Consider the following 20,486-nt stretch of genomic DNA (forward strand, 5'->3'; position numbering starts at 1 on the left):
CTCTCACCGGGAACCGGGCCTGTCCGACGGCGCCACCGGGTCAGGGCCGGACGGCGCTGACCACGAAGAAGGGCACGGCGGCGAAGAGCCTCCCCTCGCGGGCACGCTCACGCTGGTCCGCGGTCCAGGAGGCGGCCTGCTCCGCCGAGACGGCACCGGCTTCCTCCGCGGCCTCCGCCAGTGCCGTGAGCATGGGCAGGACCTCCTCGTCCGTGAACACGAGCACGCTCCCCTCCACTTCGACTCCGTGGAACCCCGCGTCGAGCAGCAGCGCCCGCTGGCGCCGGGGCGCGCGGGCGTCGGGCATCCGGTCGGCGTAGGACCGCAGGATGGAGCGGGTGGTCCCGGAGTCGGCGGCGTCCACCATGTAGGCGTCCCAGTCCTGTCCGGCCAGGACGATGCGGCCGCCGGGGGCCAGGACCCGGTACGCCTCGGACAGGGCACGCGCGGGGTCGTCCAGGGAGTGGTAGACCTTCTCCGCCCGGTAGCCCTGGACGGAGGCGTCCGCGAGCGGGAGTTCGTAGGCGTTACCCGGGCGGAGATCCGCCTCGGGGTGACGCGAACGCGCGGCGTCGAGCATCCGCGGGTCGAGGTCGACCCCCACCGCGTGCGGCCCTTCGGCGGAGATCTCGGCCACGGCCCGCCCTCCGCCGCAGCCGACGTCGACCACCGTGTCCTGGGGGCCGCAGCACAGTAGTTCTCGGACCCGCGCACGGAGACCGCGAGCGAAGGGGGTGAGGTCGAAGCGGTCCAGTCGGGCGAGGAGGCGGTCCGCGTCGTAACGCTGGGGAGTCTGCATAGGGGCATCCTGCTCTCCCGGCCCCGTGGGTTCAACGCCTGGCGGAAAGCGAATCCTGACCGTTCGGGGCAAGGAGGCAGGACCGCCGTGTGTGACCGGTGGGCATGCCCCCTCACCCGCGTCGAGGCGCCCCTCCCCCGCACCCCTCCTCTGGGGCACCGCGCCGGACACGGACGTCACCACCCGCTCCACCTGGGCTCACCCCGGGGAGTCAGGGGATGCATGAGGCGAGGCACCCGCGGCACACGCCGAGGCTTCCAGGTCCAGAACGGAACACCCGGCACGGAACACCGCCGGAACGGTTTCACCTGAGGCTCTTCTCTGCCTTGCCGTGCGGGTTCCTGACGGTACTGACGAGGTGGACGCCGGCCGCGAGAGCGAAGCACGCGTAGAAGAACGCGGCGATTCCCAGAGCACTGTCCGCCCCGACTCCGTAGACCGCTTCCGCCGAGGGCTGCGCGGCGGACGGTGCGGCGTAGTGGACGGCCATGACCCCGAGGACCGCGATACCGGCCCCTGCCCCCAGCGCGAAGGCGCTCTCCTGAAGGGCTCCAGCGTCCGCGGTGCGCTCCTCCGGCGCGGCACTCATGACGGTGTTGGCACCGATCGCCATGACGATCCCGGCCCCGAGGCCGAGAAGGATCATCCCCACCGGCTCACCGGCTCCTGGGGCGGTGGCCAACAACAGGAAGCCGAACGCGGCCGTGAACATGCCGGCGACGATCACGTACTGCTGGGCGAACCAGCGCTGCGACACGGGCCCGACGAGTCCACCGACCGCCATCGCGACGGCCAGGGGCAGCAGCGCGATCCCGGCGTCGACGGCCGTGAGGCCACCGGTGACCTGGTAGCGCAGGGCCAGCAGGTAGAGCGTGCCGTTGAACACGCCCAGGGTCGTCGCGATCACCAGCGCCGCGTTCGCCAGCAGACCGTCGGCCAACAGGCGCACGTCCAGGAACGGACGCGGCAGCCGTAGCTGTCTGATCACGAACAGCACCACCGCACCGGCGCCGACGGCCATCGCGGCAGGACCCAGCCAAGGAGCGGTGTCGGGTCGGGTCAGGTCCTTCAGGCCTGCGATGAGCAGACCGACCGCGACGACTGACAGGACCGCGCTCGGTGCGTCGAGACTCGGCGGATCGGGGTTGGTCGACTCCCGCAGCACGAACGCCGCCCCGATGAGGCAGACCAGGAGGACCGGCACGTTGATCCAGAACACCCACCGCCACCCGGCCAGATCCACGAGCCCTCCTCCGAGCAGTGGCCCCAGGGCCGAACCGGTACTGAATCCGGCGGTCCAGACTCCGTAGGCCAGAGCCCGCGGTCTGATCCCGGGGAAGGTCACGCGGATGACGGCGACCGTCCCGGCGATCAGGAGTGCTGAGCCGAGCCCCTGACCGATCCGCGCGGCGATCATGATCGCACCGCTCGGTGCCAGGCCTGCCAGTGCTGCGCTGACGACGGCCACGCTCAAACCGAGCACGTAGATGCGTTTGCGGCCGAAGCGGTCCGCTGCCACCGCGCTGGGGGCCAGGGCGACTCCGGCGGCAAGGGCGTAGATGTCGCCGACCCACAGGGTCTGTGCCGAGTCCAGGGCCAGGGCATCGGCCAGCACCGGCAGCGCGACGGTCACCTTGGTCATGTCCGTGCCGCCGATGAGCATCACCGTGCCGAACAGGACCAGGATCGCGTACAGGTCGCGGTTCGGTGCGCGAGATTTCGTATCAGTCATCATGAACGCCGCCCGGTAGCTGGAGAAAACAGGGATCCCCTCCAGTAGTAGAAGCATCAACCACTGGCGTCCAGGTTCAACTTTTCACTGAAAACGTGCACGATGAGTGCATGATCGATTCCCGCCTGCGCCTGTTGATCGCCGTGTGCGAGTACGGCACCGTCACCGCTGCGGCGGAAGCGCTCTACCGCAGTCCGTCCGGAGTCTCCAAACAGCTCAAGGACCTGGCCGCCGAGCTGGACGTGGACCTGCTCGAACGCCACGGCCGCCGGGTCAGGCTCACCCCCGCGGGACAGCGCCTGGTCAGGCACGCCCGCCGGCTCAACGCCCAGTGGGAGACAGCCCTGAGCGACACCACCGCCGCGGCGAGGGAGCTCTGCGGGCCGATCACCATCGGAGGTTTCCCCACGGCGATCTCCTCGATCCTGACCCCGGCCGCGCTCCGGCTGAGGGAGCGGCACCGCCTGCTGGAGCCGGTGATCCAGGAGGTCTACTCCAGCGAGCTCCTCACCGCCCTGGAATCGGGCTCCATCGACCTGGGGCTCTTCGTCGCCAACGAGACCACCAGCCACATCACCGACAGCTATGTCGAGGTGATCAGCCTTCTCGACGACCCCATCGATCTTCTCGTCCCCGAAACACACCGCTTCGCCGCAAGAGACGAGATCCCCTTGGAGGACGCGGCACAGGAGGAGTGGATCTCCGGCCGTCCGCACCAGGACGCCTACATCGAGCTGCTGGCCGCGACTCGCGCGATCGGGTACGCCCCTCGCGTGGCCCACTACGCGCAGGAGCTCACCGCCACCACCGCTCTGGTGGCCGCCGGCCTGGGCATCGCCGCGGTCCCCAGGATCGCCATGACGGTCCCCCACCCGAAGGTGATCCAGATTCCCCTGACCGGAAGCCAGGTGCCCCGGCGCAGGATCATGCTCGCCCTGCGCCGGGGCTCACGGGACAACCCCCGTATCGCGGCGGCCGTCACCACCGTTCAGGAGATGTCGCACCCGCTCTGAGAGGGGCCACTGAACCGTTGGGCCGACCGTTCACGCACGGCAGGAGCGTGAGGGCGATCGTCCGAAGGCTCCCCGTCACTCCTGGGGCGCTTCCTCTGCCCGGCCGACGGAGGAGGTCTGTCCGCCCCGGCAGCATCGGGGCGGCGGGCTCCTCCCCGTGTGCCCTCCCGAGGCTGTGCCGGGGTGCTGCGTGGCGGGGTCACAGAGACTCCGGCCTCTTGACCGAGGAGTCGCGCAGGTTCAGCTCCGGCAGGACGAGCACGCGCTGTCCGGGGCGGTGTCTGCCCTCCACGAGCCTGGAGACCATCATCTCCACCGCGACCCGGCCGACGCGGGCCTTGGCCGGGCGGACGGCCGTGATCGCCGGCTGGGCGAGGTGGGCGACCTCGTCGTCGTAGCCGACCAGCGCGATGTCGTCGGGGATCGCGACCCCCTGCTCGGTGAGGTACTGGGCCACGGACAGGGCGTCGGGATCACTGTGCACGATCAGCGCCGTGACCCCGGACCTGCGGCACCGGTCCAGGATGCCCTCGATGATCCGGCGGTGGCCCGGCACGTGGAGGGACACCGCCCGCCGGACCACGAAGTCGCTGGGCAGGTCGAGTTCCTCGCAGGCCCTGAACCAGCCCCGGGCGAGGTGGGCCGAGGTCGGGCTGCTCTCGGACAGCACCAGGCCGACGCGGCGGTGACCGTGCTCGTGGAGGTGGCGCACCGCCATCTCCAGGCCCAGCGTGTGGTCGCTGCGCACCCACTCCAGCTGGCTGGCGGTCGGCGTCCAGTGGGGGGTCTGCCGCTCCACCATGATCGTCGGCACCGGCAGGTCGCTGATCCAGTCGACCATCTCGCCGACGCCCTCACCGTCGAGGGTGGGGGCCAGCAGCAGTCCCTGCACCTGCCCGGCCTCGATCAGTCGGCCGATCTGGCGGCGGTCCTCGGCCGGGTCGTAGCTGGAGCCGCGCAGCTGGAGCTGGACGCCGAGCGCCATGGCGGCCGCGCGTGCGCCGCTGACGACCCGCGGCCAGTAGTAGTCCAGGGAGGGCACGACCATGCCGATCGTCAGGGGCGCCGTCCCGGGGCGGTTCCGGCGCACCGGGGTCCGGCCCGGGTGGAGCGCGGTCGGCAGGGTGGCGCCCCCGTGCACCTTGGTGAGCAGGCCGCGCGCGTCCAGGGCGGCGATGTCGCGCCGGACGGTCGGCTCACTGACCTCCAGCAGCCTCGCGAGGTCGCGGACCCGTACGTTGCCGTGCCGGCGCAACTCGCCCACGATCCGTTCCCGGCGTTGGTGGGCGAAGGGGCGGTCTTCGGTCATCCGGCACTTTCTCACGGGGCTGGTCTGTTCGTCCATGATCGTTTGTGTTCGTTCGTGTTCGAGCGGTAGCGGCTCCGTGCCGGCTCCGACTATTCCTGGTTCCACACCTGTGGTGAAACGGGCCGCTGGTTCGGCACGGACCGCTCATGGAGAGGCACCTCCGACGCGGACCACCGGCCCCGGCGTTGTCCCCCGAAAGGAGAGCCATGCTCCACCCCCGCACCCCCCGAGGCGACCGCTCCCCCGAACCCCCCGTACGCAGACGTCTGCTCGGCGCGATGCTGGCGGCCGCGCTGACCACGCTGGTCGCCGTTCCGGTCGGCGCACTGTCCGCGGCCCCGCCGGCGGCGGCCGACGAGCTGGACGCCACCCGGTTCGGGGGCGTGAACTGGGCGGCTCCCGGTGACAACTTCGTCGACGGCCCCGTGGTCCCCGAGGGGTTGGAGGAGTCCGACAGCTACGCGACCGTCAGGGCCAAGGCGGACGCCGTCTACAGCGGGTTCGAGAGCACCGTAGGAGCCGACACCGTCCGGCTTCCGGTCAACACCTACTCCGTCCCCGGCACGGCGTGGGGTGACGCCTACTTCGGGGCCGTCGACGCCGCGACGGACCGGGGCATGCAGGTGATCCTCTCCTACTGGGAGGACGGCGCCTCCTCCGGAGGCAGGGTCGTCGACGAGGCCGCCTTCTACTCGATGTGGGACGCCGTCGTCGACGAGTACGGGTCCGACGACCTGGTCCACTTCGAGTCGATGAACGAGCCCCACGGCTACAGCGCCTCGGAGTGGGCCGACTTCGCCGTCGACTGGGTCGAGCGCTACCCGTCCGTTCCCCGGGACCGGATCATCGTGAGCGGCAGCGGCTACAACGGCGAGGTCGTCTCGGTGTGCGGCGACAGCCGCCTGGACGGGACCTACGTGGCGCTCCACCTGTACGCCTTCCAGTTCGACTCCATGAGCTACGACGAGTGGATCGACCTGTTCCAGGAACGGATCGGTGACTGCGGCACCCGCACCGTCCTGGACGAGTTCGGCGCCCCGATGGACGACGGGCTCGACTACAACGACCCGGACAGCTCGGACAACTTCGTCCGCTACATGCGCGCCGCCACCGACACCGTCCACGACCTCGGCATGGGGGCGGTGTACTGGCCGGCCCTCGGCGGCAAGCACACCGTCAGGCCCGACCACGACTGGTACTCCCTCTACGCCCTCCACGGCAGCGGTACCGACCTGTCGCTGAGCGTGCGCAACCAGACCGGGATCGACCGGCTCGAGTACGCCTTCGGCCTCGGCGACGACACACCCGACACGGGGCTGGAGAACGTCGGTGTCCCGGGCTGCCTCGACGTCCCCGGGGCCAGCCGGGAGAACCGCACCCAGGTCCAGATCTGGGACTGCAACGGCGGATCGAACCAGCAGTGGACCAGGACGGCCACCGGGGAGATCACTGTCTACGGCGGCGAGAAGTGCCTGGACGCCCTGGGAGGGAGCGCGGCCGACGGCACGAGGGTCGGCATCTTCGACTGCAACGGCCAGGACAACCAGAAGTGGGCCTTCCACTCCGACAACACGCTGCGCAGTGTCTCCTCCGGCCTGTGCCTGGACGTGAGCCGGGAGACCTCCAGGGCCCAGCTGTGGTCCTGCTGGGGCGGCGACAACCAGCAGTGGCGGGTCGTCCCGAACTAGTCCGCCGACGCGTGGCGGGCGGGCGCCGCCGTGCGAGCGGCCGACAACAGGAGTCACAAGCCGGTCCGGCGCGGCAGCGCCCCCAACAGGACGCGGTCCGTGTGCGGCTCCGCCCTCCCTGCCCGCCGGGCAGGGAGGGCGCCCGCTCGCCCGGTCGGAAGCCCACCGCTTCGGCACGCCCGGCCCGGCGGCCCCGGCCTCACAGCAGCCGGCGGGAGTGCTCCAGGGCCACCTCCAGGTCGGCTGCGCCGGGATGCCAGGCCTTCTCCCACTCCAGGCTGAGCGGTCCGGTGTAGCCGGCGCCTTCCAGCAGGCGGAACGCCCCGTCCAGGGGCAGGGCGCCCTGCCCCGGCGGGACCGGGAACGGGTCCTCGGGGGCGGCCACGTCCTTGAACTGGACCCACCCCCGGCCCCCGGTCAGCCAGGGACGCAGGTGCTCCCAGGTGCGTTCGAGCGGCTCGCCCACCCGCCAGGGGTGCAGCAGGTCCCAGACCACGGCGGTGTTCTGACGGGCGCCGTCGTCGAGCAGGCCGAGCACCCGGGCCACGTCCTCGCCCCGCGGGTGGGAGTCGTGGGTCTCCAATGCCAGACGAACCCCGAGGTCGCCAGCCAGAGGCGCCGCGGCGGCCAGCCTCCGGGCGGCCCGCTCGTCCGCCTCCGGGTCCGGCTCCGGGGCACGGGTCCGTTCCGACAGGGCACCGGGGCCTCCGGGGAAGACCCGCAGGTACGGTGCGCCCAGCAGTTCGGCCAGACGGAGGTGGTCAGCGAGGTCGGCCACCACCCCGGCATCGTCGCCCTCGGCTGCCACCCGGACGTAGGAGGCGACGGCGAGCACGCTCATCCCGTGCGCCTCGACCAGGGCGCGGCGGCGGCCGAGTTCGGCGGGGCCGAGCGCGGGGTCGGCGGCCTCCCCCGCGCCGGCGCGCAGTTCCAGGGCTCGGGCTCCGGCGGTGTGGGCCAGAGGGACGACCTCTTCCAGTGACCGCCCCGGCGCTCCGAGGGTGGACACCGCGAACCGGGGCAGGGCGGGTCGGTCGAAGGTGCCTTGTGCCAAGGGGTTCCTCTCTCAGGGGCCGGTGGAGGCACCGTACCCGGTGGGATCAGACGGTCGCCGGGCCGGATACCGGGACGCGCCAGGCGGTGGTGCCGTGCGGGGCGAGGACGCGCTCCTCCTCTCCGGTCGCGGCGGCCCCGGTCAACGGGGTGCCCGGGAGGCCGTGCAGTTTGACGGGCTCGTCGGTGCGGTTGGTCAGGAAGCGGTACTCGACGCCCTCACCGGCGCGCACGGTCAGTTCGACCCGGCCGCGCAGGTCCTCGGGGAGCTCGCTGCCGATCCCCGCCCCGTCCAGCAGCCGGTTCAGCAGGGCGGTGCGGTGCGCGTCGTCCAGGCGGGTGGAGACGTAGGCCGCGCTGCCGCCGCCGGGCAGGGCCCTGCGGGTCAGTGCCGCTCCCCCGGCCAGGGGGCCGTCGGCGTAGCGGGCCCAGACCTCGGTCCCGGCGTCGGTGACGGTGAGCCGGTCCGACCACAGGGTCCCGGTGGAGCCGTCGTCCAGGGTGACGGCGGCGCCTTCGGGCAGGGGCGCGAACTCCTCGATGCGCAGGCCCAGCAGATCGCGCAGCGGACCGGGGTAGCCGCCCAGGTGGACGTGGTCGTTCTCGTCGACGATCCCGGAGAAGTAGGTGGTGACCAGGTGGCCGCCGCCCTCGGCGTAGCCGGTCAGGCGGCGCGCGGTCGCCTCGGGCAGGACGTGCAGCAGGGGCGCGACGACCAGGTCGTAGCCCTCCCAGTCGGCGTCGGTGGGCAGCACGTCCACGCGCACCCCCGCGTCGAGGAAGGCGGTGTACCAGCTCATGGCCTCGTCGTGCACGTCCAGCAGCGAGCTGGGCAGGGAGTCGCGGCGCACCGCCCAGCGGGACTCCCAGTCGAAGAGCAGGGCGGCGCGGGCGGGCAGCCGTCCGCTTCCGGCGACCTCGGCGAGGTCCTCCTTCAGAACCCGGCCGAGTTCGGTGACGTCGCGGAACACGGCGCTGTCGGCTCCGGCGTGCGGCACCATCGCCGAGTGGTACTTCTCCGCTCCTCCCGCCGACTGGCGCCACTGGAAGTAGCAGACGGCGTCGGCGCCGTGCGCCACGTGCAGCAGGGAGTCGCGGGCCATCTCGCCGGGGGCCTTGGCCGGGTTGACGCTGCGCCAGTTGACGGCGCTGGTCGAGTGCTCCATCAGGTACCAGGGGCGGCCGCGGGCCAGGCCGCCGGTGAGGTTGGCGCAGAAGGAGAGCTCGTCGGCGCCGCCGGGTTCGGGGCGTACGTAGTGGTCGTTGGAGACGAAGTCGACCTCGTGGGCCCAGTCGGCGTAGTTCATGTCCGCGGTGTGGCCCATGACCATGAAATTGGTGGTGACCGGGATGCCGGGGGTGAGGCGGTGCAGGATCTCGCGTTCGGCGCGCAGGTGGTCGCGCAGGACGTCGGAGGAGAAGCGCGTGAAGTCGAGCTGCTGGGTGGGGTTGGCGTGGGAGGCGGCCAGCCGGGGCGGCAGGACCTGGTCCCAGTCGGTGTAGCGCTGGGACCAGAAGTCGGTGGCCCAGGCGTGGTTGAGCCCGTCGATGGTGGTGTAGCGGTCGCGCAGCCAGGAACGGAAGGCGGCCGCGGCGTCGTCGGAGTAGTCGTGGACGTTGTGGCAGCCCAGTTCGTTGTTGACGTGCCAGGCGGCCAGGGCGGGGTGGCCGCCGTAGTGCTCGGCCAGGGCGGTGGTGAGTTCGAGGGCGTACCGGCGGAACACGGGCGAGGTGGGGCGCCAGTGCTGGCGGGCCCCGGGGCCGACCGTCTCCCCGGTGCGGGTGACCGGCAGGACCTCGGGGTGGGCGGTGGTGAGCCAGGCGGGCGGGGACGCGGTGGCGGTGGCCAGGTCGACGGCGATGCCGTTCTCGTGCAACCGGTCCATGATGTCGTCCAGCCAGCCGAAGTCCCAGGTGTCCGGGCCCGGCTGCAGCCGCGACCAGGAGAACACGCCGAGGGTGACGATGTTGACCCCGGCGCGGCGCATCAGGCGCAGGTCCTCCTCCCACACCTCGCGCGGCCACTGTTCGGGGTTGTAGTCGGCACCGTAGGCGAAGCGGGGGCGGTCGGGGTCGTGCGGCCAGCGCAGCCAGTCGCGGGAGGCGGCGTCGGTCATGGTGGATCCCTTCGAAAGGACACGGGTGCGGGCGAGGGCGGCGCGGGGCCGCCCCCCGTTCGGTTCGGGCGTCGTGGTGGGACCCGGCACCGGGGCGGACCCGGTGCCGGGAGAGGGCCGGTCGGCGTCAGTCGCCGGTGGTGACGGTGAAGCCCTGGTCCTCGCCGTAGCGGACGGAGGCGTCCTGCCAGTCCGCCAGCCCTTCGGCGAGGGTGGTGTCGGAGACGTAGGCCTGACCCGCGGTGTCGTTGAACAGCGAGTTGGCGTGAGCCTGGTACGGCAGGTAGTTCCAGCCCTCGCGCACGTTGGCGGCGGACTCGGCGTAGACCTCGTTGACGGTCTGGCCTCCGAAGTACTCGGACTCGGCCGACAGGAACTCCGGCGACTCGAGGTCGGCGACGGTGGCGGGGAAGGCGCCCTGGTCGATCCGGGCCTGGACGCCGTCACCGGAGTTGGCGTACTCGATGAACGCGTAGGCGAGCGCCTGGTTCTCGGCGCCCACGGGGACGGCGAGCGCGCTGCCGCCGCTCTCGGCGCTGGCGGCGTCGCCCTCGTCCCAGGCGGGCGGCGGGGCGACCCGCCAGGAACCGGCGCCCTCGGGGACCCCGGACTCCAGGTTGAGGCCCATCCAGGCGCCGGTGACCAGGGCGGCGATGCTGCCGTCGGCCAGCCCCTGGTACCACTCGTCGCTCCAGGCGGTGACCGGCAGGAGCAGCTCCTCGTCGATGAGCTGCTGCCAGGTGTCGGTGTAGCGGGCGGTGCCCTCGTCGGAGAAGTCGATGGTCACCTCCTCGCCCTCCACCTGGAAGGGCTGTCCGCCGGCCTGCCAGATACCGGTGGTGGCATTGCCCGCCTCGCCGTTGTCGGCGGCGATGTAGACGTCGGGGTCGGCCTCCTGCAGCTCCCGGGCGGCGTCGACGTACTCTTCCCAGGTGGTGGGGACCCCGACCCCCAGTTCGTCGAACACGTCCTGGTTGTAGAACAGGGCGATCGGGCCGGAGTCCATGGGCAGACCGTGGATCGCGCCCTCCTCGCCCTGGACCGCGCCCCACGGGCCGGGGGTGTAGTCGCCCTCCAGTTCCGACGCGCCCAGCGGGGCCAGGTCGACCAGGTTCCCGGCGATGGTGAACTGGCCCAGCGCGAAGTACTCGATGTGGGCGACGTCCGGCAGGCCCGAGCCGGCGGACAGGGCGTTCTGCAGGGCGGTGTACTGCTCGTCGCCGGTACCGACGTTCTCCACGTTCACGGTGACGCCGGGGTGCTCCGCCTCGAACTCCTCGGCGACCCGGTCCAGGGTGGGCTCCCAGGCCCAGACGGTGATCTCCCCGCCTTCCTCCAGGGCCGCGGCGACGTCCTCGGCGCCGATGTCGGGAGCGGTGTCGTCACCCGAGCCGCAGGCGCTCAGCGCGAGGCACAGGGCGCCGACCGCGGCGGCGGCTCTGGGGAGCCGGGCCGTGGGGGTTCGGCGGGTGTCCGGTTGGCTTCTCATGGGGGGTCTCCTCGGTCGTGGTGGTGGTCCGGGCCCGAACGGTTCCGTCGCCCGGGAACGGTTCAGCCCTTGAGGCTTCCGGCGGTCAGGCCCGACCTCCAGTAGCGCTGGAGCAGCAGGAAGGCGGCGATCAGCGGGATGACGGTGAGCAGGGACCCGGTGATGACCAGGTGGAAGACGGGTTCTCCGCCGATGGTGGCGGCCTGGGCGTTCCAGGCGTTGAGGCCGAGGGTGAGCGGGAACCAGTCGGGGTCGCGGATCATGATCAGCGGCAGGAAGTAGTTGTTCCAGGTCGCCACCATGGTGAAGAGCAGGACCGTGGCGGTGCCGGGGGCCAGCAGCGGCAGGGCCACGGTGAAGAAGGTGCGGATCTCCCCGGAGCCGTCGATGCGCGCCGCCTCCATCAGTTCCTTGGGAACGGCCTGGGCGGCGAAGATCCACATCAGGTACAGGCCGAAGGGGGAGATCAGCGAGGGGACGATCACCGCCCACGGGGTGTTGGTCAGGCCCAGCTGGCTGAACATCAGGAAGGTGGGCACGGCCAGGGCGGTACCGGGTACGGCGGCCGCGCCCAGGACCACGGCGAAGACGGCGCGGCGGCCGGGGAACTCGAACTTGGCCAGGGCGTAGCCGCCGAGCACGGCCAGGAAGGTGGCTCCGCCCGCACCCGCCACCACGTAGAGCACCGTGTTGAGCAGCCAGCGGACGAACACCCCGTCGTCGTAGGCGAGGGTCGCGGCGATGTTGTCGAAGAGCGCGAAGTCGGAGCCGAACCACAGCCCGAAGCTGTCGAGCAGCGACGCCTGGCTCTTGGTGGCGTTGACGACCAGCCACACCAGGGGCACCAGGGAGTACAGCAGGGCCAGCCCGGTGACCAGGGTCAGGGCGAGGCTGCGGCGCGGGTGGGCCGGCCCGGCGCCGCGGCGCGACCGGAGCCGCGGGCGCGGTGGGCGCAGCGGGCTGGGCGCGGTGCGGCGGCGGGGCCGGGGGGTGCGGGTCGGGGTGGGGGTGCCCATGGCTCAAGCCGCCTTTCGCATGCCGAACAGCTGCACCGCGTAGGCGATGACCATGGTCAGCAGCCCCATGATGATCGCCACGGCCGCGGCGTAGTTCTGTTGTTGGCCGGAGAAGGCCAGTGAGTAGGTGTAGAGGTTGGGCGTGTACCCGGTGGAGATGGCGTTCGGGGCCAGGCTCCGCAGGATGCTGGGTTCGTTGAACAGCTGGAAGCTGCCGATGACCGAGAAGATCGCGGCGATCACCAGGGCCCCGCGCAGGGCGGGGAGCTTGATCGCGGTGATCACGCGCAGCTGGCCCGCGCCGTCGACCTCGGCCGCCTCGTACAGGTTGTGCGGCACCGTGCGCAGCGCCGAGAAGAGGATGAGCATGTTGTAGCCGACGAACTGCCAGGTGACGATGTTGCCGATGGAGGCCAGGATCAGCCCCGGCGAGAGCGGGTCGGGCAGGGTGACGCCCAGCAGGTCGTTGGCGTTGCCGACGAGCCCGAACCGGCTGCCGTACATGAAGCCCCACATCAGGGCGGCCACGACCGCGGGCACCGCGTAGGGCATGAAGATCGAGATGCGGAAGAAGTCGCGCCCGTAGAGGCGGCCGCTGTCCAGGGCCAGGGCCAGGAGCAGGGCCAGGAACAGCATGATGGGCACCTGGACGGCGAGGAAGAGCGAGACCCTGGACACCGACTCCCAGAACACGGGATCGGTGAAGGCGCTCCGGTAGTTGTCCAGGCCCACGAACGAGGTGCCGCCGACCAGCTGGTCGCGGTACACGCTCAGGTGGAGCGAGTAGAGGATCGGTGCCACGAAGACCAGCGCGAAGACGGCCATGAACGGGGCGAGGAAGCCCCATCCGGTCCAGCGCCCTCGGGGGCGGGCGCGTTTCGGCGGCCGGTGGGGGGTGCGTGCGGCGGTGGTCGTTGACGTCATCGGATCCCTCGTCGAGCAGTCCGTGTCGACCGTGGGGACGCCCCTGGGACCAGGGGCGAGGGGGCGGACACCGAGTGATGTTTACGCAAACATTGCGGTGCCGGGAGTGTTGCACCCGTGTTGCCGGGCGGTCAAGGGGTCGGGGGATCACACTTGGGGTTCGGGGACCGGAGCCGGGGAGCCGGGCTCCGAAGACGGGCCCGGGGCCCGGGGAGCGGCCCCGGCAGGCCCGCGGGTTCACCCCCCGGGCGGCGCCGTACTGGCGCGCACCACCAGTTCCGTGGGGACGAGGGTGGCCGCGGGGTCCTCGTCCTCGCCGCGCAGCCGGCTCAGCGCCTTGGCCACGAGTTGGCGGCCGACCTCGGCGAAGTCCTGGCGGATGGTGGTCAGCGGCGGCAGGAACGAACCCGCCTCCGCGATGTCGTCGAACCCCACCACGCTCACGTCCCCGGGGACCGCTCGGCCGCGCTCGTGCAGCGCCCGCAGCAGCCCCAGCGCCATCTGGTCGTTGGCCGCGAAGACCGCCGTGCAGTCGGGGTCGGCGGCCAGCTCCCGGCCCGCCCGGTAGCCGCTCTCGGCCGACCAGTCGCCGTGGACCGGCTCGGGAACCGGGCACCCCCGTTCCCGGAGGGTCTCGCGCCAGGCGCGGGCCCGCCGTTCGGCGAAGAAGGACTCCACCGGACCGGCCAGGTGGTGGACCGTGCGGTGGCCGAGGCCGAGCAGGTGCTCGGTGGCGTCCCGGGCCCCGCCGATCTGGTCGGTGTCGACCACGCCGTACCGGTCGTCGACCTCGGAGTCGGCGACGACCACCTGCAGCCCGGGGGGCAGCCGCAGGTCCGCGGCGTCCAACAGGTGGACCTCCATGATGACCACGACCGCGTCCACGGCCAGCTCGCCCAGCCGGGTGAAGGCTCCCATCACCTCGTCCTGGGTCGGCGCGGCCACCGGGATGAGCGTGATCGCGTACCCCTCGTCAGCGGCCGAGGTGGCGATCGCCTCCAGGGTGCGCACGTTGCCGGTGGTGGACAGGGTGAACACGATGACCCCGAGCGTGCGGAACTCTCCCCGCTTCAGCGCACGCGCGGCGCTGTTGGGCCGGTAACCGAGTTCGCGCATGGCCGCCAGGACCCGTTTGCGGGTCTCGGGCACCACGTTGGGGCTTCCGTTGGAGACCCGCGAGACCGTCTGAGAGGAGACCCCGGCCCTGCGGGCGACGTCGGCCATGGAGATCCGGCCGCCGCGCCGCCGCGAATCCGTCGCGGCCCCTGCGCCCTCGGCCATCCTCACGCCCCCGTGTCCGTGGCGGAGTCGTCGGCCGCCGCCTGTGTCCGACGGCGCTCAGTGTAACCACCCGTGGGGTGGCGCGCCCGCCCCCAGGCGTGTGCTGGTGGGATGTCCGGGGGCGTTCGGGAGTGGTCCGGGGCGCTCGCGCCGAGGATGTCTAGGGGGACTTCGGGGGGCCCACGCTGCCGCGTTCGACGAGCGTGGGGGTGACCACCCGGCGGTCGGCGCCTCCCTGTCCCCGGCCCTTGATCCCGGCGAGCAGCAGGCTGAGCGCCTGGGCGGCCACGGTGTCGAAGTCGGGCCGCACGGTGGTCAGGGGCGGGATGAAGTAGCCCGCCTCGGGGACGTCGTCGAACCCGACCACGCTCACGTCGCCGGGAACGGAGCGGCCGCGTTCGGACATCGCCCGCAGGATCCCCAGGGCCAGGTGGTCGTTGGCGGCGAAGACCGCCGTCACCTCCGGCATCCGGGCGAGCATCAGGCCGGCCCGGTACCCCGAGGCGGCGCTCCAGTCCGCGGGGCTGACCGGCGGCACCTCCGCTCCCGCCGCCTCCAGGGTCTGCTGCCAACCCCGCATGCGGCCGGCGGCGTCGAACCAGTCCGCGGGCCCGGCCACGTGCCAGACCGTCTCGTGCCCGGCGTCCAGCAGGTGCCGGGTGGCCAGGCGGGCGCCGGCCTCCTGGTCGACGGTGACCAGGGCGGCCCCGGCGCGTTCGGGGTCGCCGTCCACCGCCACCAGCGGCACGTCGGTCGGCACTTCGGTCAGGGCCGCGTCGGCGGCCGCGGTCGGCGCTATCACCACGATCCCGGCGGCCCGCTGTTCGCGGTGGTGCTCCACGGCGGCGGCGATGGAGCTCCGGTCCAGGACCCGGACCCGGCGCACACTGACCACGAAGCCCTGGGCTGCGGCGGCCAGCTCGAAGGCAGCCAGCAGCGAGGAGGGGCCGAACAGGGTGGAGTTCTGCGCCACCACTCCGATGAGCTGGGACTTGCCGGTCGCCAGCGTACGGGCGGCCCGGTTGGGCCGGTAGCCCAGCTGTTCGATGGCGGCGCGCACCCGCAGCCGGGTCTGCTCACGGACGTTGGGGTGCCCGTTGAGTACACGGGACACCGTCTGGTGGGACACGCCCGCGAGTCGCGCGACGTCCGTCATCGCGGGATCGCGGTTCACCCGGACGGAGGGGGAAGTGTGGTCCACCCATGACTCCTTGACTGCTGGGGCCTGCCGCTCACCGCCTGGCGAGCGGCACCAGGCTATGTGATCGGTTCGTCGGACATCGGGACACGAGCCCTCCCGCGGCGCGCCCGGTCACCGGCGGTGACCCGTGTCCCGCTGATGGGCGACCCGGTGCAGAGGCTTAGTTGGCGTTAACATATCCCACCCTCCGCTGGTCGGCAATGGTCCGAAATTCTGGGCGTACCAGGGTTGACTTCAAGAATGTTAGCGCTCACGATATTCCAAAAGTGATCCGGATCACCCGCCCCCATTCCCCGGGTCACACCGACGTGGAGGACCCCCCGATGAAGAAGTGCATGACTGCCGCCGCGGCGCTCACCCTGCTGGCCGCCACCGCCTGCGGCTCGGGCGACTCGCCCTCGGCCGAGGACGACACCATCACCCTCGGCTTCTCGCAGGTCGGAGCCGAGAGCGGATGGCGCACCGCCAACACCGAGTCGGTCCAACAGGCCGCCGAGGACGCCGGGATCGACCTCCAGTTCTCCGACGCCCAGCAGAAGCAGGAGAACCAGATCCGGGCCATCCGCTCCTTCGTCCAGCAGAACGTCGACGTCATCGCGTTCAGCCCGGTCGTGGAGACCGGCTGGGACGCGGTCCTGCTGGAGGCCCAGCGCGCCGACATCCCGGTCATCCTCACCGACCGGGCCATCGACTCCGAGGACGACACCCTCTACGAGACCTTCCTCGGCTCCGACTTCGTGGAGGAGGGCCGCAAGGCGGGCGAGTGGCTGGTCGACAACGCCGAGGGCGAGACCAACGTGGTGGAGCTCCAGGGCACCACCGGCGCGGCGCCCGCCATCGACCGCAAGGAGGGGTTCGAGGAGGTCATCGCCGACCACCCCGACATCGAGGTCATCGCCACCCAGACCGGCGACTTCACCCGCTCGGGCGGCAAGGAGGTCATGGAGGCCTTCCTGCGCTCCCACGACGACATCGACGTCGTCTACGCGCACAACGACGACATGGGTCTGGGCGCCATCGAGGCGATCCGCGCCGCGGGGATGGAGCCCGGTGAAGACATCCAGATCATCACGGTGGACGCCGTCCAGGCCGGGATGGAGGCCCTGGCCGAGGGCGACATCAACTTCATCGTCGAGTGCAACCCGCTGCTGGGCGACCAGCTGATGGAGCTCGTGGAGCAGGTCGTGGCCGACGAGGAGGTCCCCAAGCGGATCGAGGTGGAGGAGACCACCTTCACCCAAGAAGAGGCCCAGGCCGCCCTCCCCGACCGCAAGTACTAGGACTCTCCCTAAGGCGCTGGTCATGACCGAAACACCGACGCGTTCGGCCGACCCGGTGGTCGACATGCGTGGCATCACCGTCGAGTTCCCGGGGGTCCTGGCCCTGGCCGGGGTCGACCTCCGGCTGTACCCCGGCCAGGTGCACGCCCTGATGGGCGAGAACGGAGCCGGGAAGTCCACCCTCATCAAGGCCCTCACCGGGGTGCACCCGCCCACCTCCGGCAGCATCCACCTGAACGGCGGGCCGGTGGAGTTCACCGCGCCCGCGCAGGCCCAGGCGGCCGGGATCAGCACCGTCTACCAGGAGGTCAACCTCTGCCCCAACCTCTCGGTCGCCGAGAACATCCTGCTGGGGCGCGAACCGCGCCGGCTGGGAGCCATCGACCCGCGGGCCATGAGGGTCCGGTCCGCCCAGCTGCTGGAGCGCATCGGACTGTCCGTGGACCCCGGCTCCGTGCTGGGCTCCCACCCCATCGCCGTCCAGCAGCTGGTGGCCATCGCCCGGGCACTGGCCGTGGACGCCCGCGTGCTGGTCCTGGACGAACCGACCTCCAGCCTGGACACGGACGAGGTCGGCGAACTCTTCCGCATCGTGCGCGTACTGCGCGACGAGGGGGTGGCGATCCTGTTCGTCTCCCACTTCCTGGACCAGGTGTACGAGATCGCCGACCGGATGACCGTCCTGCGCAACGGCGCCCTGGTCGGCGAGTACCTGCCGCAGGAGACCGAGCGCCTCGAACTGGTCTCGGCGATGCTCGGCCGTGAACTGGGGACACTGGAGGAGGTCGAGCGCCGCGCGGAGGAGCGCACCCCCGGCACCGCCCCGCTGCTGACCGCCGAGGGACTGGGCCGCACCGGCGCCATCGCCCCCTTCGACCTGGAGATCCGCGCCAGCGAGGTGGTGGGCCTGGCCGGACTGCTCGGCTCTGGACGCACCGAGACGGCGCGGCTGCTCTTCGGCGCCGACCGCGCGGACAGCGGGACGATCAGCGTCGACGGCCGACAGGTCCGGCCCCGCGGCCCGCGTTCGATGATCGCCCACGGGGTCGCCCTGTGCTCGGAGGACCGCAAGGCCGAGGGGGTCGTCGCCGACCTGAGCGTGCGCGACAACCTGGTCCTGGCCCTCCAGGCCGCCCGGGGGTGGATGCGTCCGGTCCCCCGGCGCACGGCCGACGCGCTGGTGGAGGAGTACATCGAAAGGCTCGACATCCGCCCCGCCGACCCCGGCGCGATCATGGGCCACCTGTCCGGCGGCAACCAGCAGAAGGTCCTGCTCGCACGGTGGCTGATCACCCGCCCCCGCCTGCTCATCCTCGACGAACCCACACGCGGTATCGACGTCGGTGCCAAGGCCCAGATCCAGAAGGTCGTGACCGAACTGGCCGCCGACGGCATGGCGGTGCTGTTCATCTCTGCCGAACTGGAGGAGGTGGTCCGGGTCTGCGACCGTGTGGTGGTGCTGCGGGACCGCCGCAAGGTGACCGAACTCGACGGTGACACGGTCACCGTCGACGAGGTGATGGCGGCCATCGCCGAACACGAGCCCGAGGCGGTGGCCCCGTGATCCGGCACCACCTCTTCTGGCCGGTCGCCGCCCTGGCGCTGCTGATCGTGCTCAACGCCGTGGTCAACCCCGCGTTCCTGGAACTGCGCATGCAGGACGGCCGCCTGTACGGCGGGGTCGTCGACATCCTGCGCAACGGAGCGCCCACCCTGCTCATCGCCGTGGGCATGACCCTGGTGATCGCCACCCGCGGCATCGACCTGTCGGTGGGCGCGGTGGCCGCGATCTCCGGAGCCTTCGCCTGCACCTGGATCGCGGCGGGCGGGCACGCGTTCACCGCCATGACCCTGGCCCTGGGCCTGTGCGTCCTGCTCGGCCTGTGGAACGGCTTCCTCGTCTCGGTCCTGGGCATCCAGCCGATCATCGCGACCCTGGTGCTGATGACCGCCGGCCGCGGCGGCGCCATGCTCATCACCGAGGGCCAGATCATCACGATCAACGACCCGCTCTACCGACAGATCGGCGCGGGCTTCCTGGTCCTGCCGATCGCGATCCTGATCAGCCTGGGCGTACTGCTGCTGGTGGGAGCCCTGACCCGCGGCACCGCCCTGGGCATGCTCGTCGAGGCCGTGGGAACCAACCCGCGGGCCAGCCGGCTGGCCGGGGTGCGCTCGCGCACCATCGTGTGGACCGTGTACGTGTTCGCCGGGCTGTGCGCCGGGGTGGCCGGGCTGATGATCAGCTCCAACGTCAGCGCCGCCGACGCCAACAACGCGGGCCTGTGGATCGAGATGGACGCGATCCTGGCCGTGGTCATCGGCGGCACGTCGCTGGCCGGGGGACGCTACTCGCTCACCGGCACCATGGTGGGCGCCCTGGTCATCCAGACCCTGACCACCACCGTGTACAACGTCGGGGTCGCGCCCAACGCGATCCTGGTGTTCAAGGCGCTCGTGGTGATCGCCGTGTGCCTGCTGCAGTCCCCCCACTCCGCGCGGCTGTTCGGCCCCCGGCGCCGTGCCGCGTCCGCACCCCACCGCTCCGAGGAGGTGACCGCGGCATGAACGTCCTGGACGTCACCCGCGCGCGGGAGCGCATCGAACGCCTGCCCCAGCGGTTCCTGCCGGTCATCGCCACGTTCGTGGTGTTCGTGCTGACCTTCGGCACCGGGTCGGTGCTCTACGACGGGTTCGCCTCGCCGCAGATCCTCACCAACCTGTTCGTGGACAACGCGTTCCTCATCGTGCTCGCGGTAGGCATGACCTTCGTGATCCTGACCGGCGGCATCGACCTGTCGGTGGGCGCGGTGGCGGCGCTGTCCACCATGATCGCGGCCGCCACCCTGCAGGCGGGCTGGCCGCCGCTGCTGTCGGTACTGGCCGTCCTGGTCGCCGGCACCGCCCTGGGGCTGCTCATGGGGCTGGTGATCCACTTCTTCGACGTGCAGCCCTTCATCGTCACCCTGGCCGGGATGTTCCTGGCCCGGGGCCTGTGCCTGCTCATCAGCGTGGAGTCGATCTCCATCACCGACCCGGCGTTCCGCACGGTGGCCACCGGAACGATCACCCTCGCGGAGGGGGTGACGCTGACCTACAGCGTCCTGATCGCCCTGGCCGTGGTCCTGGCCGCCGTGTACGTGCTGCACCTGACCCGGTTCGGCCGCACCGTGTACGCGGTGGGCGGCAGCGCCACCTCGGCCCGGCTGATGGGCCTGCCCACCGGCCGGGTCCGGGTGGGCGTCTACGCGGTGAGCGGCTTCTGCTCGGCCCTGGGCGGGTTGCTGTTCAGCCTGTACATGCTCTCCGGCTACGGCCTGCACGGCGTCGGCATGGAACTGGACGTGATCGCCGCGGTGGTGATCGGCGGGACCCTGCTGACCGGCGGGGTCGGCTACGTGGCCGGTTCGGTCCTGGGCGTCCTGGTCCTGGGCACCGTGCAGACGCTGATCTCCTTCGAGGGCTCCCTCAGCTCCTGGTGGACCCGGATCGTCATCGGGGTCCTGCTGCTGGCCTTCATCATGTTCCAGCGCCTCATCGTGCGCCGCACCGAATGACCCGGGCTTCCTGACACGGCTCCGGCG

General features: G+C 71.6%; 16 protein-coding genes. 6 read left to right on the forward strand and 10 right to left on the reverse strand.

Annotated elements, in window-relative coordinates; all coding sequences use genetic code 11:
• Positions 1 to 40 precede the first annotated feature (40 nt).
• Both D458_RS0127170 and D458_RS0127175 read right to left on the reverse strand, forming a co-directional pair.
• Entirely contained in the window at positions 41 to 799 is a 759-nt protein-coding gene (locus D458_RS0127170; RefSeq protein WP_017589870.1) for a methyltransferase domain-containing protein, read from the reverse strand.
• Between the two features lie 304 nt (positions 800 to 1,103).
• Positions 1,104 to 2,531 carry an MFS transporter gene (locus tag D458_RS0127175; protein WP_239648081.1) on the reverse strand — a complete coding sequence of 476 codons (1,428 nt, stop codon included), beginning with the start codon at positions 2,529 to 2,531 and terminating at the stop codon, positions 1,104 to 1,106.
• A 110-nt stretch (positions 2,532 to 2,641) separates the two neighbouring features.
• On the opposite strand from D458_RS0127175, the gene D458_RS0127180 reads away from it, so the two are divergent.
• Positions 2,642 to 3,544 carry a LysR family transcriptional regulator gene (locus tag D458_RS0127180; RefSeq protein ID WP_017589872.1) on the forward strand — a complete coding sequence of 301 codons (903 nt, stop codon included), beginning with the start codon at positions 2,642 to 2,644 and terminating at the stop codon, positions 3,542 to 3,544.
• Between the two features lie 199 nt (positions 3,545 to 3,743).
• Here the strand turns inward: D458_RS0127180 and D458_RS0127185 are convergent, their stop codons facing one another.
• Complete coding sequence (locus tag D458_RS0127185; protein ID WP_026119722.1) at positions 3,744 to 4,853, reverse strand: substrate-binding domain-containing protein; 1,110 nt, start codon at positions 4,851 to 4,853, stop codon at positions 3,744 to 3,746.
• A 206-nt stretch (positions 4,854 to 5,059) separates the two neighbouring features.
• Here D458_RS0127185 and D458_RS0127190 point away from each other — a divergent pair, with 206 nt between their 5' ends.
• Positions 5,060 to 6,541, forward strand: coding sequence for a ricin-type beta-trefoil lectin domain protein (locus D458_RS0127190; protein WP_017589874.1), 1,482 nt, complete (start codon positions 5,060 to 5,062; stop codon positions 6,539 to 6,541).
• 199 nt (positions 6,542 to 6,740) lie between these two features.
• On the opposite strand, the gene D458_RS0127195 is transcribed toward D458_RS0127190, so the two are convergent.
• The 7 genes from D458_RS0127195 to D458_RS0127225 all read right to left on the reverse strand — a co-directional run bounded on the left by D458_RS0127195 (position 6,741) and on the right by D458_RS0127225 (position 15,622).
• Positions 6,741 to 7,595 (reverse strand): sugar phosphate isomerase/epimerase family protein, encoded by an 855-nt coding sequence (locus tag D458_RS0127195; protein WP_017589875.1) that lies wholly within the window; start codon positions 7,593 to 7,595, stop codon positions 6,741 to 6,743.
• 46 nt (positions 7,596 to 7,641) lie between these two features.
• Positions 7,642 to 9,711, reverse strand: coding sequence for a beta-galactosidase (locus D458_RS0127200; protein ID WP_017589876.1), 2,070 nt, complete (start codon positions 9,709 to 9,711; stop codon positions 7,642 to 7,644).
• Between the two features lie 127 nt (positions 9,712 to 9,838).
• The gene (locus D458_RS0127205; protein ID WP_017589877.1) at positions 9,839 to 11,200 is read right to left on the reverse strand and encodes an ABC transporter substrate-binding protein; all 1,362 of its coding nucleotides are present in this window, start codon (positions 11,198 to 11,200) and stop codon (positions 9,839 to 9,841) included.
• Positions 11,201 to 11,262: 62 nt separating this feature from the next.
• A complete protein-coding gene (locus D458_RS0127210; protein WP_017589878.1) occupies positions 11,263 to 12,216 on the reverse strand; it encodes a carbohydrate ABC transporter permease in 954 nt (317 codons plus the stop codon).
• Positions 12,217 to 12,219: 3 nt separating this feature from the next.
• The gene (locus D458_RS0127215; RefSeq protein WP_026119723.1) at positions 12,220 to 13,140 is read right to left on the reverse strand and encodes a carbohydrate ABC transporter permease; all 921 of its coding nucleotides are present in this window, start codon (positions 13,138 to 13,140) and stop codon (positions 12,220 to 12,222) included.
• A gap of 237 nt (positions 13,141 to 13,377) precedes the next feature.
• Positions 13,378 to 14,421 (reverse strand): LacI family DNA-binding transcriptional regulator, encoded by a 1,044-nt coding sequence (locus D458_RS0127220; protein WP_017589880.1) that lies wholly within the window; start codon positions 14,419 to 14,421, stop codon positions 13,378 to 13,380.
• A 160-nt stretch (positions 14,422 to 14,581) separates the two neighbouring features.
• A complete protein-coding gene (locus D458_RS0127225; RefSeq protein WP_017589881.1) occupies positions 14,582 to 15,622 on the reverse strand; it encodes a LacI family DNA-binding transcriptional regulator in 1,041 nt (346 codons plus the stop codon).
• A gap of 323 nt (positions 15,623 to 15,945) precedes the next feature.
• Between D458_RS0127225 and D458_RS0127230 the strand changes: the two genes are divergently transcribed.
• Genes D458_RS0127230 through yjfF form a run of 4 tightly spaced genes read left to right on the forward strand, consistent with a single transcriptional unit; the run spans position 15,946 to position 20,459 of the window.
• Positions 15,946 to 16,902, forward strand: coding sequence for an ABC transporter substrate-binding protein (locus D458_RS0127230; RefSeq protein ID WP_026119726.1), 957 nt, complete (start codon positions 15,946 to 15,948; stop codon positions 16,900 to 16,902).
• 22 nt (positions 16,903 to 16,924) lie between these two features.
• On the forward strand, positions 16,925 to 18,466 hold the full coding sequence (locus tag D458_RS0127235) for a sugar ABC transporter ATP-binding protein (RefSeq protein WP_017589883.1): 1,542 nt from the start codon (positions 16,925 to 16,927) through the stop codon (positions 18,464 to 18,466).
• Positions 18,463 to 19,470 (forward strand): ABC transporter permease, encoded by a 1,008-nt coding sequence (locus D458_RS0127240; RefSeq protein WP_017589884.1) that lies wholly within the window; start codon positions 18,463 to 18,465, stop codon positions 19,468 to 19,470. Before D458_RS0127235 ends, D458_RS0127240 begins: the two co-directional genes overlap by 4 nt.
• Positions 19,467 to 20,459 (forward strand): galactofuranose ABC transporter, permease protein YjfF, encoded by a 993-nt coding sequence (gene yjfF, locus D458_RS0127245; protein ID WP_017589885.1) that lies wholly within the window; start codon positions 19,467 to 19,469, stop codon positions 20,457 to 20,459. Before D458_RS0127240 ends, yjfF begins: the two co-directional genes overlap by 4 nt.
• Positions 20,460 to 20,486: the final 27 nt, after the last annotated feature.

Origin of the sequence: Nocardiopsis ganjiahuensis DSM 45031, assembly GCF_000341085.1 — a bacterium.
Lineage (GTDB): Bacteria > Actinomycetota > Actinomycetes > Streptosporangiales > Streptosporangiaceae > Nocardiopsis > Nocardiopsis ganjiahuensis.